This window comes from Viridibacillus sp. FSL E2-0187, from assembly GCF_038006425.1.
GTDB classification, from domain to species: Bacteria; Bacillota; Bacilli; order Bacillales_A; family Planococcaceae; genus Viridibacillus; species Viridibacillus arvi.
In genome coordinates, this window is record NZ_JBBOVG010000001.1 from 3,879,156 (window position 1) to 3,896,464 (window position 17,309).

A 17,309-nucleotide genomic window follows, 5' to 3' on the forward strand; every position below is an offset into this window, starting at 1 on the left:
ACAGGCAGTCAATTAACTCACTGTTTTACAATAAAAATAATCCACCTCTTTATATAAAGAGGTGGATTATTTTTATTGTAGACTAAACCAATTATTAGATTAATACCGTTATAGCCACTCCGCAAATTAGAAATAACTTATGAGTTCAGCAATTACTTATAATAATTAACAACAATTTGTACGATTAATAAGAGCGTAATAGCCCGTAATAGCGGATTAACATATTTCACATTCATTTTACGTGCCACTTTAATGCCAACTTGAGCGCCAATTATACCGCCAAACATTAAAGCAATCGTCAGTGGCCATTCAATTTTCCCAGTAGAAATGTATGTGATAGAACTACCAAAGCACCCTGCAAAAACACCTACCCTATTTAAGCCTACTGCACGGATATAAGCGATTTTCTGACTTGCATATAAATACATCTGTAACGTTCCACTGCCAGGTCCAAACATCCCGTCATACATGCCAATTCCAAATAACGATGAACCTGTTTTAATATTCAGCTTAAATTGCTCTTCCCCTTCAAAATTACTTTTCTTTAATAATGAAGTTACAAAAGCAAAGCCTAATAAAAAAATTGCTACTAGCGTCAATGTATCTCCACTCATTAACGAGGCAACAAGTCCGCCTGTTGCTCCGCCTAATAAACAAGTGATTAATACGATGCCTGCTTCCTTTAACGTAATTTCCTTTTCTTTAAAGATTACTAGAAAGCTAGTAAACGAACTAACTGTATTCGCTACTTTATTTGCTCCAATAGCCGAATGAACGGGTAAACCATAAAGAAGCATCGTCGGTAAAGAAATCAATCCCCCTCCTCCGCTTAGTGTCCCAATAAAGTTTCCAGCAAAGCCAATCACAATGAAGATAAAAAATGACACAAGACCCCTTCTTCCATCTTATCAACCTACTTTCATTTTATACGAAGTCGGCATAACAATAAATGTAAATATAAAATGGCCACCCATAGGATGACCATCCATTTTAATATGAGCTATGACCATCTAGATCAAATGAATCCTCATCATTTGAATTGCTGTCTTCAAAAGTTTCACCTTTGCGCTTTTCACTTTCTGTTATATAAGCTGCACAAGTGATATCACCTGTTGTATTAACTGCTGTTCGTGCCATATCGAGCAAACGGTCAATACCAATAATAAGAGCAATTCCTTCAACTGGAAGTCCAACAGATTGTAAAACCATTGCCAGCATAATCAGTCCCGCTCCAGGTACAGCTGCGGTTCCAACACTCGCTAGTACAGCAATCATAACAACCGTCACAAGTTGACCAAAAGTTAAATCCACGTTGAATACTTGAGCGATAAAAATCGTGGCTACCCCTTGCATTATGGCGGTGCCATCCATATTCACTGTTGCACCTAATGGTTGGACAAAACTACTAATAGCCTTAGGAATCCCCATCTTCTTCTGAGCTATCTCCACTACTACTTGATGTACTGAAGGCTACGGTCATAGCTGGGAAGAAGTCTTTAAAAAATTGAACCGGATTTCTACGACTTAATAACGATATAGCTGTTCCATAAACAATGATCATATGCAAAATAAGTGCGAGCATAACTACAACCATATAAAGTCCCAAGCATATTTCCTTCTACCATTGCTTGAATAGGGTTTGTTGGAATAATAGAAAGGAACGTTTCTGAAATGGGTGGCGCTTTATCTGCTTTATATTCTAAACCTGTTGTTTCGAACTGCCCGATGTTCCCTGGTTGAATTATCGAGGCTAAGCCAATCGCTAAAATAATAGCCAGTGCTGTGGTCAATAGGAAAAAGACCATCGTTTTAATACCTATACGTCCTAACTTTTTTGGATCACCAATATTCGCAGTTCCTAAAATAATGGAGAAGAACACAAGTGGCACTACAAGCATTTTTATAAGACTCAAGAAGATGGTACCTAATGGGCTAAAGAAGTATTGATCGACCTTAGGAAAGATATCCTCCGCCCACATATTCATCCCTATACCAACTAACGCACCTAATATGAGAGCAATAATAATATTACGAGCTAGCTTCATCTTTTTCCCTCCTCATTTAGTGGAATACAAATTTCTAAATAAAAAATTATAGAAAATGCCCGCAGTGATATAGAGTTGACTATTTTCACATGCGGGCATTTTAACTAACTATTAACTTAAAACTTAACGATCGGCAAAAGGAATTTTTAAAATGGGTAATTAACAAATACCCTCTAGTTCAAATTCCTAAACTTTTTTCAAATAAAAAATCTACAAAGAGAAACGACTATTTTTTAAATTTATCTTTAATGAAAAGCATCTTCTGATCGACGATTATTTCAGATATAAATTTATTCCAATCGGCTATTAATGCGTTATAACAAAATGCATCTGGTAGCTCAACTTGGTAATTATTCGTTGGCGATTCCTCATAAAATGTTTTCCAATCATTTTGCTCTTGGTAGCGTTCTAATTTACTCACTTGTTGCACTTTCTCTTGGAATACATTGTAGGCTGATAAGATTGTTGCTTCAAATACTTGCTGAGGATTTTCTTCTTGTAAGCTATTACGCAAACGTTTTGCCCAATTCTCAACCATTTCACGATTCAACTCACAAAATGCTTCTCGATTTCTAGTATAAGGATTATTTTTTGTCTCTTCTTGACGTTGATTTATATCTTCTATTTTGTAGTTAAAAAATGATACATACGCAGTTTCCATTTTACTTGCTAACTCAGGTGATACGCCGTCTTTTTGAATCAGCATTTCTAATTTCATGCCTAAAAATCCAAGTTCTATTCCTAGTTGCTCCTCGCTAACGGAAGTTGACTTTTGGTTAGCTAATCTCCGTTGTACTGCTTGATAAAAAGCCGCTACTGCATTTAATTCCAATGTTGTATACGGATTTTCTTTAATTTTAATACGATTCTCATCTATTTTAGCTATTACTAAGCGTAGAATATCCCCCATAAAATATGAATCTCTTTCTAACCAAGCATCCAGTGTACCTTTAATAAAAGCGTAATCCGGATTAGCTAAGACAAAATTTCCGTATTTAGCAAGTTTATATTGATAAATCCCTTTAATAGATTGCTCCATTAAAGCTGATTCTCCTACAACTTCATTTTTTTCAAAAAAAGCGCCGACATAATCAATAAAAGCATTCGACATTCTTGTAAACCCACGGCCAAAAATTTCATCCAGTTTAGCAAGCTGTGCTACTTGGTCTTCGCTTTCAAAATCACGTTCGATGCGCATTTTATATGTGATATATTCGGAAGCTAAATAATCGAGATGCTCGCCAATAGAAGGAAGTCGCTCAAAAGAAATCCCACCTTTTGTACTCACATTAAATTCGACCATCTTCCAAAAAATTTCTTTTGGCAGCCCTTGTTGTTGAAATTGCTCTTCTGTAAGCGATTGCATTTTCATTCGCTTATCTGCAGAAAAATACATTGGTAAACGCTCCTGTACTTCCGCAATATATTTTTTCTTTAAGTGTTTTACCGTTTCCACATCTAAAAAAGGCTCTAATATGTTATTTTCACCAGTTTGATTTGGGTGTTGTTCAGGTAGGGACACTCTATTTTGTACATAATAATTGTTCACTTTACATGTCGCCCTCCTTTTAGTAGTAATTATCGGTTATGTGAACGTATAACTACCGACTCCATCTGTATGAATATTTTAACAATTTAATGTAGTTGCGACTAGTCCTATTTATGAAACGTAAGCATAATAGGTACAACTGTCTCTGTTATAACCTATAATTATAGTACATAATTCTTTTCTGAAAGGTCTGAGTATAGTTGAAAATTGCAATTATTGGTGGCGGCATCGGAGGTTTATGTGCTGCAGTTGGTCTTCAAAAAAGACAAATTGAAGTTGAAGTTTTCGAAGCCACTCCTGCTTTCCTACCCGTTGGCGCCGGTATTGGCATTGGTTCAAATGCCATGCAGGCACTTATGAAAATGGGCGTTGGAGAAAAGGTTTATACAAATGGGACGACTTTAACAACGCAAGTGTTTCAAAACAGCAATGGAAAAATATTGAACACGATCGATTTTGGTGCTATTAAACGACTTTACGGACAGGAAAACATTACGATTCAACGGTCTGACCTACATAGTACTTTATTAGATGCTTTAGTTGAAGGAACTGTGCAATATAGTAAGAAATGTATAGACGTTGTGTCTGAAGATACGCAAGTAACAGCTTATTTTGAAGATGGGACATATGTGACAGCTGATTTGCTCATTGCGGCAGACGGCATTCACTCATCTATTCGGCAAAAACTTGTACCTGACTCTGCTCCGCGTTATGCCGGTTATATGTGCTGGCGTGGTGTAGCTGAAAACAAGGGGCGTGTTGATGAACATACATCCTGTGAAATGTGGGCAACTTCTGGACGTTTTGGCTATGCCCCCTTGAAGAATGGACAAGTTTACTGGTTTGCCTGCGTAAATACACACGAAAATGATGCTTTTTATCACACCTTAGGTCGGAAAGAAATCGCTCGTTTGTTTGAAAAATTCCCTGCTCACGTTGCTGACCTTATACTTGATACAAAGCCAGATGTTATCTTACACCATGATTTAAAGGATATCCGTCCTCTGAAGAAGTTCGCTTATGGGCGCATTGTTTTGTTGGGAGATGCTGCACATGCTACAACGCCAAATATGGGCCAAGGTGCTGGGCAATCGATTGAGGATGCACTTGTTTTATCGTCAGCGCTTGCTGAATTCACTGATTTTAAAGACGCTCTCCAACACTATGAAAAGGAACGCGTAGCTCGTACAGCAAAAGTAATCTCACTTTCGCGCCAAATTGGTTGGAGCGCTCAATTTTCTTCCCCAATTTTAGCTAAGGCACGAGATATCGCCTTTCCATTTATACCGTCAAAGGCTTTACTATGGAGATTAAAATTCCTATTTGATGTGAAATTAAAATAATAAAATCGCTAAGTGCTGAAATGCTTATCAGTACCTAGCGATTTTTTTGTTATATCGAATGTAATTCTACCACGACAATCTCAGGTAAATTTAGTAAGCGAACAGGCATTAGACTATTACCAAGTCCCCGACTAATAACTTGTGTCATATGATCGACCTCAACTGTACCAGCTGTGTATTTCGGAAAGAATCCTTGCCCTGGTGCGATAAGACCACCAACACCTGGCAAACGGAATTGTCCGCCATGTGCATGGCCAGAAAAAGCTATATCAATATTATTTTTAGCATAGATTTTCATGTATTCAGGTCGATGAGCTAGTAAAAGCTTAAAACTATCCTTTGATTGTTGGAGAAGTGCAGTATCTAACATTGCTTGTGTATCTGTTCCAGCTAGTGGGTCTTCAATGCCTACAATTTGAATTATTTCTCCATCTTTTTCAAATGGCAGGGTACCGTTTGATAATACATTAACGCCCAGTTCAGTAAGAGCTCCTTTAATTTCGGAAACTTTATTTACAGCTATTTCATGATTACCTGTAACATAATAAACCGGCGCTATTTCCACAAAACCAGCGACAGCATATATGCTGCCCTCTAAATCATAGCGATTGCGGTCAATGACATCTCCTGTTAAGAAAATAGCATCAGGCTTTGCATCTTGAATTTTTTTAATAAGGCGATCCTGCTTATTGCCAAATGTAGCATCATGTAAATCAGAAACTTGAACGATACGCATACCATCGAAAGATTTCGGTAATTTCTTAGATTCTATTTTATACGTTGTTGTGACTAACCATTTATTGTTTATTATACAAAAAATCACAACCAGTACTAATCCGATAATAATACGTAAAATCTTTTTCAATGGTCATCGCTCGTTTCTTTAATTTCTTGTTTTCACATTACAATTATCACCATAACGCTATCAACTGTATTCACTTGGCATCAATATTCAACTGGTGGGTACATTCTCAAACCATTTTCGTCTATTACATTGATATTTTTCGGAACTTTCAGAATAACATAAGTAGAACCATCAGAACCGATATTTTTATCAAAATCAAATGTGTCAAAACCTCTGTTAGCAAATGGAAAAAGACCAATTTCATCTGTGAAAAGATTACCTTCGAATGTATATGAATCAGGATTTTCAAAATTTAATGTATGCTCATCTGACCAGCTAATCATAGTTGGTTTAATTTTCTCTGAAAGATCCATATTGCTCAGGATATTACGTGTTTTATAGACTTTACCTTCAATTTGCTGTTTTCGATTATCGGTCCAATGAACAATTACTTGTTCATTAATATATTCTTCAGTAGATACTTGTTTTAAGTACAATTCTTCACCTTTTAAAGTATATGTCCACTTATCTACTAAATATTTTTCGTCTTCCTCTGTTAGCTTATTTGCTAAAGCATTTTGTTCGAAAACTTTAATTGACTTGAGCTGTTTTTTCGCCTTTGCATCTGTTAAATATAAAGAATTTGATGATGTAAGAGCTGGATATAAAGCTACGGATGCAACAAGTAATACAATATATATACCTATGATTATTTTCGTAGGACGTTTGGTTAACTGGAAATGTTTCGCCTTTTTGAAAATAAAACGAACTACTATAATCGTAATTAGCAAATAGATAATAAACGGCATAATTGTTATAAACCATAAACTCATGTTTCCTTCACCTCCATACGAGAACCGATGACATTTGCTATGAATAAGCAAAAAGTGATGATAATAATATTAAAAATAGCAAATGGAAAAAAGGTTGGATTTTGATCATAAAAATAATTAACGATGAACATGCTAAGTTTCGAACTATTATAACCAATAAAAAGTGCAATAAATACTAAGATAAAAAGCTTCGAAATTTGTATCAGTGTTCCGATTAAATATCCGATAGCTGCAATAACCATACTCACTATAAAAACAGCAACTGTATTGATGAAGAATACTTTCGGCTCATTAAAGATGTTCATACCTTCAACAAATTCTTTCTTAGTAAATAAAATTAATATGGCATATACAAGATAATTCGATAACATAATTGTAAAAGTTAAAAATGCGCTCATATATATTAAAATAATAATATCCGTAATGCTATTGATCTTCGGAGTTCGTATATAAGGCAATATTTCACGACGTGTTTCCTTTCGTGTTAATGTGATTGCTACATAGAATATCCAGAGTGCAGAAAGCATGAAAAGTCCCACAGGTGAATAAATAGTAAATTTTAACGAGAAATTTACTGATCCCCTCCCCATCTGGCCTGAACCACTAAACGCGAAAAGTATCATACCTATTATTTGTAATACGATTAAATAGACAAGCATGTCAGCATGGACATTTAGCTTCAACTTTAATTGATTCTTTATAGCCTTCGTCGTCAAAGACATTACGATTCCTCCTTCTTACAAACTTATTTATAGATCCGTAGTCCCTCGTCCGACCACACTTTTACATTTTTCGGGACAGTGATAAGTAAATAATACGGACCTGCATATTCCCACTCTTTTATCTTAACTGCCGCCTCATTTTCCCTACTATCCTCATTATTATTAAACGCGATTATATCAGTCGCATCACTCACTGAGACAAACGATAACTTTTTGTTTGGTGGATTTTTAACAACCAATGTTGTTGCATCTTCCCATGTTATTATTGGTTCGTTTAATGTATCTACAATATTGATATTTACTGAATCAAAATTTCTTAAATGTATTTCTTCGACAAAATAATTTTTCCGGTATAATTTCCCGGTTATTTGATTACTTAATGCATCTGATTGTTGTACTATGATACCTACTTGAGAGCCTTCTTCTGGATTCATCATCTTCAAAAATATTTCTTTTTCTTTAATCTCACGAGACCATTCATAAACTAAAAATTTCTCATCAAATTCTGTAGCTTTATTCTCAAATAGTGCGTTGTACAGCAATTTGTTTTCTAAACTTAACTTTTGTTGCATTTTATCTGTTAGTATTGTCACCTCTGTTTTTGGCAAAACAAGATAAATGATTGGTGCAATAATAAGAACAGTAGTATAAAACGCGATAAAAATTTTAAGTGGCCTTTGATTTAATCTCATATGTTTAGATATTGATTTTAAAAATACCATCCCTATAAAAATAATGAGAATTAGAAACAGAATTGGAAGTATGAACAAACTAAAGTTAGTCATCCCTTCACCTCCAAATTCCCCGCCAAAAATGTTGCTACTATCAAGCAAATAGCACTCAATACAATCATCACACCCATAAATGAGAAAAAGCCAGATTGGGCAATCTTAATAGTACCTAGTAGAATCTCTTGACCAAATGATGTAAACAACATTGAAAGGAATACAGCTACGATTATAAACAACACTTTTTTAGATTTCTGAGCTATCATGCCTAAAAAATAACCGACTGCAGCAAAACATAAAATGAAGAATATAAAAGCCACTAAATTTGCTAAAAACACTTCTTGTGCATTGAACATATTTTCATCAGCTAGCATATGCTTATTCGATTTCAACATGATTACTATTCGTACAACATAATTAGATAGCATTGCCGTAATACCCGCGTAAACTGCCAACACTACTAATACAACTACATCGCCAATACTGCTCATAATACGTGTCGAAACAAATGGCATAATATCTGCACGTTGATCATGGCGTGTCATAAGTAACCCTACATAAAACGCCCATAAATTGGATAGAAAAATCAAAGCAGTTGGTGTATACATTTCAACATCGATATCAACAAAACTTGAGACAGACAACATCCCTGTCGGACCTATAAGTGACATTAGTATGCCAACAATTTGCAACATGATTAAGTATACGACCATCCCTAAATAAGCATGGAGTTTAAATTTCACTTGAACCTGTAGCGTCTCCGCAAAGGTTTTATTCATTAAAGACATCGTCAATGTCCCCCGTTCGTGAGTTCGTTAAATACAAGCAAAGGTCATTTGCAGATACAGGCATAAATGAAATTCCTTCTTGCAGTAATTGCTGTTCATTGAACGTGCAATCCTGTGCTTTTAGAACGGTGTACATCTGATTACTAACTACTTGCTTTTCATGTAACACTTCAAGCCCAACTGTCCATCTCTTTATTGCATCTGTTGGTCCTAGCAACCCTACTGCATACTCACGCAGCTCATCTAAAGATTTATGCAAAGCCACTTTTCCTTCATCAAGAAGCAAAATATCTTCAAGTAAATGCTCCATTTCATCAAGGAAGTGACTCGAAATAATTATCGTTCTTGGATAAGCCAGATAATCTTTTAATAATGCACGATAAACGTCCTTGCGAACTGCTTCATCCATACCATTGATCGGCTCATCGAACAATGTCACATCACAGCGTGTAGCTAAACCAAATATAAAATTGAAGGTATTTTTCATACCTTTTGATAAATCGGAATGATAGGATTGTGGGTTTAAACGGAAGTATTGTAGTAAACGTGCCGCTAGTTCTGCATCCCATTTCCCGTAAAATTCGGTTGCGAAGTTCAGAATGTCTTGTAGATTAAATGAACCAGGGAATTGCATTTGATCATTGATAAGAATGCTATTTGCTGAAACAAAGAGGTTATTGAACGGTGTTTTATCAAAGACTGTAACTGTGCCCGAAGTTTGCTTCGTAAAGCCAGCTAAAATACGCAACAATGTTGTTTTCCCCGTCCCATTACGACCAATTAGTCCTGTGATCTTCGCTCCTTCAATCTGGAAAGTAATATTTTGTAAGGCCTTCTTTTTCCGGAATTTCTTTTCTATATTTTCGCATTGAATAACCGACATTATTTCCCCTCCTCTTTACTACTCGCCCGTTTTATTAAAGTGATTAACTCATCCTCTGAAACCATGAGGCGCTTCGCTTCTAACACAATCTCTTGGATCATTAATGTTAGTCGTTCATTACGTCGTTTCTCTAAAATCATTTTCTTCGCTTCTGCTGTTACAAACATGCCAAGCCCTCTCTTCTTGTACACTATTTGTTCTTCCAAAAGTAAGGTTAAGCCTTTACCAGCCGTTGCTGGATTAATGTTGAATAGTTCTGCCAACTGGTATTGAGAATATACTTTATCATCCGTCTTTAAATGGTCCGCAATGATTTCATTTTCAAGCCACTCAGCAATTTGTACATAAATCGGCTTTGTGCCTTCACTATTTAATTGCAAATCGAAGTCCTCCTTTCTCCAATGTTCATCAGTACATTACTGTTGTAATGTACTATACTGGATTATTTAGGTAAAGTAAACAAGTATTTCTAAAAATAAAAAAAGACCCGTCATTATGACGAGTCTTACTTAATAGAAATAAATATATTAATATCGAGCATTTCTTAATAGTTTTTCAATCTCTTTGTAGCCAAGCTTTTCTGCATGCTCAAGTGGTGTGACACCATCTCTATCAGCAAGGTTTGGATTAGCTCCATGCTCTAACAAAATACGAACAGTTTCTTGTTGTTTTTTACTGCCATCGCCTAAGATGATTGCTTCTAATAATGCCGTCCACCCAAGGTTATTAATATGATTCACATCACTATTTGTTTCTGTTAATAAAAATTTCACAACATCAACATAGCCGTGTTCAGAAGCTGGAATTAAAGCAATACCACCATAGCGATTTGTAATTTTAGGATCCGCACCGGCTTTTGTAGTTAGCTTTAAAATATCCAAATAACCTTCTGCTCCTGCATATAAAAATGGCGAGTTTTGCATATCATCTTGAATATTTACATCTGCTCCTGCTTCAATTAGAAATTTCGCCGATTTCACATCGTTATTATACGTCGCAATCATAAGCGCTGTGCGTCCTTTGCTATCTTGTGTGTTTATACTTTGTTCAGATTTCAGCGCTTTTTTTACAGCATTGCTATCTTGCTTTTCAACTGCTTCAAATAATGACATCTGTACCCCTACTTTCTTAACTGTCACATAACCTGCAAATACTAAACCTAATGATACAGCTGCAAAAATTGCTTTATTACGCATTCCCATATGATTTCACCATTCCTCTTTGTGAAACTACTTTTCCAACTTAGTATGCCAAACCGACACGTGAGTGTTTAAATTCACTTTGGAATAATTCTTTATAAACGAAGTGAGCGGTGTCACCTACTGTAATTTTCTCACCGTTTAGTGGTAGCATATTTCTTTCTGTACGATATACACCAATAGCTGATCCATCAGGTAAATAGGTTGGACAAGCAATTGTCCAATCTAAATCCGACGCCTCTAATGCGCGGAATGCTTTTGCATGTTCCTCTGCCGCAAAAGTAAGCTTTCGTTTGGATTCAGATGATTGGAAACGTAGTTTTCCTCTTTCAGCGCGGCTATCTAAAATGCCGGCTGTACCGATTGTGACGATTCTTTTTACATTTAGTTGCTCCATCGCCCTAATAATATTTGGGACACCGTCTGATAATGTTGTCGTTTTATCCGTACCAATTGCACTTATTACTGCATCTGCCTGCTCTATAGCTTGGACCGTATCTTCAAAATTTTTGACATCACCTTTAATCTTTTGGAGATTTGGATGTACTGGCAATTTATCTAGTGAGCGTATGAGTACCTTAACTTCATGCCCTTCAGCTAAAGCACATTGTAATACTTCATTTCCTACGCGTCCGGTTGCACCGAAGATTGTGATTTTCATTTGGTAAGGCTCCTTTATTGTTCTGATTATTGGTGATTTATGAAGTGGTTTATATATTTTTTTATCGTCTTCTTTATAGTTTAGCATTGTTTGTTTTATTCGAAATAATAGAATGCTCTACGATGGGGAATTTTATTTATGTAAATTAGACAAGATATTTAGGGGTTAGTATACTATTTTTAACAATCTATAGGAGGGCCTACATGCAAATTTTAGATAATTATATCAAAGCTACAAATACGCACGATTTTAAACAAGTAAAAAAATTGTTACATCCTAATGCTGTATATTTCTTCTCAGACAAGACTTGCACATGTCACGAAGACATCCAACAATACTTTGAAAATGCTTGGTCAATAGTAAAGAATGAAAACTACGAAGCACATGATGTTGAATGGTTAGACCAAAAAGAAAGCTCTGCAACTTGTATTTATACATATTTCTATGAGGGATATATTAATGATGAGTATATATGTGGCAAAGGAAGAGCCACTAATATTTTTGTGAAAGAAGCGGATAAATGGCTTCTCATTCATGAGCATTTAAGCCCTACAGCAAAGTAATCTTGATAAGAAAATAAATACCCCAATATTGTATCGGGGTATTTATTTTCGCCTTCGTTTTTATTTTTTTAAATCTTTTTTTAAATAGTAATGCTCATAGTCTCTGCCAACATTATCAATGCTACCAAATACCTCATAGCCATGCTTTTCATAAAAGCCTAATGCCTGAAAACTTAGTGTATCTACTTTGATAAAATCACATTTTGTTTCTATTGCAATCTTTTCTATTTCTAATAGAAGTTTTGTACCATATCCATATTCACGTAAATCTTCATCAACGATTAATGAATGTATTTCTAACCAATTCCAACACACTTGACCTATAATGCCACCTCGAACGTTGCCGTGTTCATCTTTAAGAAAAATACTAATCTCTTGATACCTGCCTCTTAAATCTCCTGGGAAGTGAGCCAAATTATATTTATATAGCTGGTCATTTATGTAATCGTGACTGCTTTTATTTTTTTCTTTAGTAATTTGCAACTCCATATACAATTCCTCCTTTTTCGGTTTCATATACTTGTTCTTGATAGACTGGCAAATACCTGCTTTAAATACTTATGAAAATGCCATTTTATTTAGGTTTTATCTGTATAAAATTTATTTCAATTTCTTAATAACAAAATCATCTACAAAAGAATTAGCCATAGAGCACAGATAAAACATGGTAACTAAATGGCTATTCCATCCTATTTATCACAATTAATATTTCCTAATTATTTTTCCTTCATTTTTTTATAAATATCTAAATTTGCGCTAAGGACGTTAACTTTATCCTCTCCAAAAACATTAAATGCGCGACTATCAGTATTTGCTTTTGCAATGTCATTCACTTCGTCTTCAGTGAGACCGCTTGCTTTTGCTATGCGTTTTATTTGGATTTTTGCAGACTCTATACTGATATGTGGGTCAAGGCCCGATCCAGATGCCGTAACTAAATCAGCAGGAATTTGTTCACGTTGTACCCCTGGGTTCGCTTTTAGAAATGTTTCAATATCTGCTTCCATTCGTTTTTTTAGCTCAGGATTAGACGGTGCATAGTTAAAGGTACCTGAACTGACGCCATTATAATTTGTCTCCCCCTTAGCATCTGGTACAAGATCTTCTTTCGTATAAACGTTGTAATTGATAGCTGAAACACGCCCCCAGAAAAATTCAGGTGAAGTAAAAGCCTGCCCCAATTTATCCGAGCCTATCATTTTGCCATCCATCTCAATTAAACTCCCGTTTGCCTCATGATTGAATAACACTTGGGCCATTCCAGTGACAGCAAATGGGTAAAGTAAGCCACACAATATAAACATTAATAATGTAACCTTCAGCGCTTGTTTAGAATCGCTAAAAAATGCTTTCATGTTATCCCTCCTATAAACCCATTAAATTCAATATTGGTCCGCTCATTAAATCGATTAGTTTAATACCTATAAAGGGTGCGATAATACCGCCTAGCCCATAAACTAGCAAGTTTCTTCTTAATAATTTCGAGGCACTCATTGGCTCATACTTTACTCCCCTCATTGCTATCGGGATTAAGAGAGGTATAATAACCGCGTTAAAGATTAGTGCTGAAATGATGGCACTTGTTGGTGAATTTAACTGCATAATATTTAGAGCACTCATTTCCGGTACTGCAACCATTAGCATAGCGGGTATGATAGCGAAATATTTTGCTACGTCATTTGCAATACTGAACGTCGTTAATGCACCTCTAGTCATGAGTAATTGCTTCCCTATTTCTACAACTTCAATAATTTTTGTAGGGTTAGAATCTAGATCAACCATATTTGCTGCTTCTTTCGCAGCATTCGTACCCGAGTTCATAGCTAACCCCACATTCGCTTGTGCCAAAGCGGGTGCATCGTTCGTGCCATCACCTGTCATAGCGACAATCTTCCCTTGAGATTGTTCATCCTTAATCACCTTGATTTTATCTTCAGGTTTGCTTTCAGCAATAAAGCTATCCACTCCAGATTCTTTTGCTATTGTAGCTGCAGTGAGTGGATTGTCACCTGTACACATGATGGTTTTAATCCCCATTGAACGAAGTTTTTCAAAACGCTCTTTTAAACCAGGCTTTACGATATCTTTGAGATATATAACGCCAAGAATCTTTTCATTCTTCATTACTACTAATGGTGTACCACCTAAAGTTGATACTTGATGAACTAGACTTTCTAGATCCTTCGGTACTGCATAACCAGCATTTACACTCTTATTTTTTATCGAATCATACGCACCTTTACGTATTTTCGTACCATCCTTCATATCTAGACCACTCATGCGAGTATATGCTGAAAATGCAATATGTTCGCTCGTATCAATGATCTTTCTTTCATCAGTACTATCCACATCTAATTGACTTGCAAGAGCTAAAATAGATTTCCCTTCAGGCGTATCATCTGTCAATGAACTTAACCATGCCGCACGTATTAATTCTTTCTTCCCAACACCTTGGATAGGTAAAAATTCGGAAGCAAAACGATTTCCATAAGTGATAGTACCTGTTTTATCCAAAATCAATGTATCCACGTCACCGCATGATTCCACAGCTTTTCCTGACATAGCAATCACATTAAACTGCGTTACACGATCCATGCCTGCGATTCCAATTGCCGATAACAACCCTCCAATTGTTGTTGGGATTAAACAGACGATTAAAGCAACAAGTGTGGCGATTGGAATATGCACTTGTAGATAAGTAGTCATAGGATAAAGTGTAACAACAACAAGTAAAAAGATAATCGTTAAACTGACTAATAACGTATTTAGGGCAATTTCATTCGGTGTTTTTTTTCGACTAGCCCCTTCAATAAGAGCAATCATTTTATCTAAGAATGATTCCCCAGGAAGTGAGGTGATTTCGATTTTCAGCCAATCACTCGTCACCGTTGTTCCACCTGTAACTGATGAAAAGTCTCCTCCTCGTTCTTTCACAACCGGCGCTGATTCGCCAGTGATTGCAGATTCATCAACTGTTGCAATTCCATCAATTACTTCCCCGTCATTTGGGATAACTTCTCCTGCCTGAACTAAGACAATATCACCTTTCTTAAGTTCATCGGCTTGTTTTTTGACCTGCGTTCCATCAGCAAGTAAAACGCAAGCCTCTGTCACTGTTTTTGTTTTCTTAAGTGACTGAACTTGCGCTTTTCCACGCCCTTCTGCAATGGATTCAGCGAAATTCGCAAATAAGATTGTAATGAACAAGATGAAAGCTACTATCGCATTATAAAGACGGGCCGATCCCTCGGTGACATCACCCATCATATTCGGGAAAATGGTTAACAAAACGACAAAAACAAAACCTACTTCCACTACGAACATAACCGGATTTTTTATCATATATATAGGATTTAATTTTTTGAATGCGCCTAAAATTGAACTCTTCATAATATCACGATTTATAAAACTCTTTTTCGTTACGGTTTCCATTTATGTCTCTCCTCATTAAGAACGTATTTGTAAATGTTCTGTAATCGGACCTAATGCTAAGGCTGGCAGGAAGGTCAATGCACCAATCATCAAGACAATAGCAATAAGCAAGAATGTGAACATTGGATTGTCGGTTTTCAATGTCCCCACCGAATCACTGTGCCATAACTTTTTCGCTAGAAGCGACGCAATGGCTAGTTGAATAATGATAGATAGATAGCGTCCAAAGAACATAGCAAATCCAGTGGTCATGTTCCAAAATGGCGAGTTATCAGCTAAACCTTCAAACCCTGAACCATTATTTGCTGAGGAAGAGGCATATTCATATAAAACCTGTGATAATCCATGTGCTCCCGGATTTGTAATTCCTGCGATACCAGCAGTCGTCGCTACAGCAAGAGCTGAGAATAACAATATAAGAGCCGGGTGGATTAAAATGCATAGTGCAATTAATTTCATTTCTTTCTCTTCGATTTTTTTGCCCAAAAATTGTGGAGTACGTCCGATCATTAAACACGCGATGAAAATAGTTAACATGACATACATCATCATGTTCATTAATCCAACACCTTTACCCCCAAAAACGACATTCAGCATCATATTAAACATTGGTACCATACCACCAAGCGGCGTTAGAGAATCATGCATATTATTTATTGAGCCTGTCGTAAAGGCCGTCGTTACCACTGTAAATAACACAGATTGGGGGATACCAAAGCGCATTTCCTTTCCTTCCATACTACCTATATCCTGAGAGATACCTAGATTATTAATTATGGGGTTACCTGCACTTTCTGCTATGTAACAAGTAACTAAGCCGATGAGGAGAAGAATACTCATAGCTGCAAAAATAACCAAACCTTGTTTGCCAAATAGCGTTTTCTTACGTCGATTTGCTACCATTAAACCGAATGTCACAACACAAGCACCAGGTAATAACATCATAGATAGCATTTCCACAATGTTTGAAATGACTGTTGGATTTTCAAAGGGTGTGGTTGAATTGGCTCCGTTAAAACCACCACCATTTGTACCGATGTGTTTAATCGATTCAAGGGATGCAATAGGGCCAAGTGCAATATCCTGCATTTTCCCTTCTATTGTCTGAACTGTTTCGTTACCCTTTAAAGTTTGTGGCGAACCTTGGGCTACTAAAATTAACGCAACTATAAATGAAAGAGGTATTAATAAGCGTGTAATCACACGTACAAAATCCACAAAGAAGTTTCCGATTGTATCCGATTTTGCTACCAATCTACGACAGAATGCCATGCATGCAACATAACCTGTCGCAGCCGATGTGAACATCATGAATGTGATGACAAGCATCTGAGCCAAATAGCTTAACCCTGATTCTCCGCTATAGTGTTGCAAATTTGTGTTTGTCATAAATGAAATAATCGTATTGAATGACAACGTGGATTCCATGTTATCGATATCATTTGGATTAAGAAATAAAGTCGACTGAATCCGTAATATCAAATAGCCGATGAATACCATAATTGCGTTTGATAGAATGAGCGCTATTACATATTGTTTACCGGTCATATCAGCTTGCTTGATTCCACAAAATTTATAGATAATGTTATCCACCCGATTCATTACCGGATCAAGCCATATCTTTTGCTGCATCGTCACTTGATACAAATAATGACCTGCTACAATGACAAGCGGTAAATAAATGACTAGCACTAAGGCAATTTGCCACATATTTATTTC

The 17,309-nt window shown here is 36.1% G+C and carries 17 protein-coding genes and 1 pseudogene; 2 read left to right on the forward strand and 16 right to left on the reverse strand.

What is annotated here, in order from left to right; translation table 11 throughout:
• Positions 1–152: 152 nt before the first annotated feature.
• The 3 genes and pseudogenes from MHH85_RS18795 to MHH85_RS18805 form a co-directional block, all read right to left on the reverse strand.
• Positions 153–887: a sulfite exporter TauE/SafE family protein gene (locus MHH85_RS18795; protein ID WP_193738073.1), complete on the reverse strand. Its 735-nt coding sequence runs from the start codon at positions 885–887 to the stop codon at positions 153–155.
• 103 nt (positions 888–990) lie between these two features.
• A pseudogene (locus tag MHH85_RS18800) lies at positions 991–2,045 on the reverse strand (dicarboxylate/amino acid:cation symporter).
• Between the two features lie 226 nt (positions 2,046–2,271).
• Positions 2,272–3,594: a hypothetical protein gene (locus MHH85_RS18805; RefSeq protein ID WP_340708064.1), complete on the reverse strand. Its 1,323-nt coding sequence runs from the start codon at positions 3,592–3,594 to the stop codon at positions 2,272–2,274.
• 200 nt (positions 3,595–3,794) lie between these two features.
• Here MHH85_RS18805 and MHH85_RS18810 point away from each other — a divergent pair, with 200 nt between their 5' ends.
• A complete protein-coding gene (locus MHH85_RS18810) occupies positions 3,795–4,937 on the forward strand; it encodes an FAD-dependent monooxygenase (RefSeq protein ID WP_340708065.1) in 1,143 nt (380 codons plus the stop codon).
• A 49-nt stretch (positions 4,938–4,986) separates the two neighbouring features.
• Here MHH85_RS18810 and MHH85_RS18815 read toward each other — a convergent pair whose 3' ends face one another.
• From MHH85_RS18815 to MHH85_RS18855, 9 genes are all read right to left on the reverse strand, one after another.
• Entirely contained in the window at positions 4,987–5,802 is an 816-nt protein-coding gene (locus MHH85_RS18815) for a metallophosphoesterase (protein WP_340708066.1), read from the reverse strand.
• Between the two features lie 80 nt (positions 5,803–5,882).
• Positions 5,883–6,614, reverse strand: coding sequence for a hypothetical protein (locus tag MHH85_RS18820; protein WP_340708067.1), 732 nt, complete (start codon positions 6,612–6,614; stop codon positions 5,883–5,885).
• Entirely contained in the window at positions 6,611–7,336 is a 726-nt protein-coding gene (locus MHH85_RS18825; protein WP_340708068.1) for a hypothetical protein, read from the reverse strand. Before MHH85_RS18825 ends, MHH85_RS18820 begins: the two co-directional genes overlap by 4 nt.
• Before the next feature lie 23 nt (positions 7,337–7,359).
• On the reverse strand, positions 7,360–8,121 hold the full coding sequence (locus MHH85_RS18830) for a hypothetical protein (RefSeq protein WP_340708069.1): 762 nt from the start codon (positions 8,119–8,121) through the stop codon (positions 7,360–7,362).
• The gene (locus MHH85_RS18835) at positions 8,118–8,852 is read right to left on the reverse strand and encodes a hypothetical protein (RefSeq protein ID WP_340708070.1); all 735 of its coding nucleotides are present in this window, start codon (positions 8,850–8,852) and stop codon (positions 8,118–8,120) included. The genes MHH85_RS18830 and MHH85_RS18835 overlap by 4 nt, the downstream gene beginning before the upstream one ends.
• Positions 8,836–9,735, reverse strand: coding sequence for an ABC transporter ATP-binding protein (locus MHH85_RS18840; RefSeq protein WP_340708071.1), 900 nt, complete (start codon positions 9,733–9,735; stop codon positions 8,836–8,838). Before MHH85_RS18840 ends, MHH85_RS18835 begins: the two co-directional genes overlap by 17 nt.
• Positions 9,735–10,115, reverse strand: a complete 381-nt coding sequence (locus tag MHH85_RS18845) for a GntR family transcriptional regulator (protein WP_340708072.1) — start codon at positions 10,113–10,115, stop codon at positions 9,735–9,737. Before MHH85_RS18845 ends, MHH85_RS18840 begins: the two co-directional genes overlap by 1 nt.
• A gap of 147 nt (positions 10,116–10,262) precedes the next feature.
• Entirely contained in the window at positions 10,263–10,937 is a 675-nt protein-coding gene (locus tag MHH85_RS18850; RefSeq protein ID WP_403979977.1) for an ankyrin repeat domain-containing protein, read from the reverse strand.
• A gap of 40 nt (positions 10,938–10,977) precedes the next feature.
• The gene (locus MHH85_RS18855) at positions 10,978–11,595 is read right to left on the reverse strand and encodes an NAD(P)-dependent oxidoreductase (RefSeq protein ID WP_340708073.1); all 618 of its coding nucleotides are present in this window, start codon (positions 11,593–11,595) and stop codon (positions 10,978–10,980) included.
• 203 nt (positions 11,596–11,798) lie between these two features.
• Between MHH85_RS18855 and MHH85_RS18860 the strand changes: the two genes are divergently transcribed.
• A complete protein-coding gene (locus tag MHH85_RS18860; protein WP_340708074.1) occupies positions 11,799–12,158 on the forward strand; it encodes a YybH family protein in 360 nt (119 codons plus the stop codon).
• A gap of 60 nt (positions 12,159–12,218) precedes the next feature.
• On the opposite strand, the gene MHH85_RS18865 is transcribed toward MHH85_RS18860, so the two are convergent.
• The 4 genes from MHH85_RS18865 to kdpA all read right to left on the reverse strand — a co-directional run bounded on the left by MHH85_RS18865 (position 12,219) and on the right by kdpA (position 17,300).
• Positions 12,219–12,647, reverse strand: coding sequence for a GNAT family N-acetyltransferase (locus MHH85_RS18865; protein WP_340708075.1), 429 nt, complete (start codon positions 12,645–12,647; stop codon positions 12,219–12,221).
• 227 nt (positions 12,648–12,874) lie between these two features.
• Positions 12,875–13,513 (reverse strand): K(+)-transporting ATPase subunit C, encoded by a 639-nt coding sequence (gene kdpC / locus MHH85_RS18870; RefSeq protein WP_340708076.1) that lies wholly within the window; start codon positions 13,511–13,513, stop codon positions 12,875–12,877.
• 10 nt (positions 13,514–13,523) lie between these two features.
• A complete protein-coding gene (gene kdpB / locus MHH85_RS18875) occupies positions 13,524–15,590 on the reverse strand; it encodes a potassium-transporting ATPase subunit KdpB (RefSeq protein WP_340708077.1) in 2,067 nt (688 codons plus the stop codon).
• Between the two features lie 15 nt (positions 15,591–15,605).
• The gene (kdpA, locus tag MHH85_RS18880; RefSeq protein ID WP_340708078.1) at positions 15,606–17,300 is read right to left on the reverse strand and encodes a potassium-transporting ATPase subunit KdpA; all 1,695 of its coding nucleotides are present in this window, start codon (positions 17,298–17,300) and stop codon (positions 15,606–15,608) included.
• Positions 17,301–17,309: the final 9 nt, after the last annotated feature.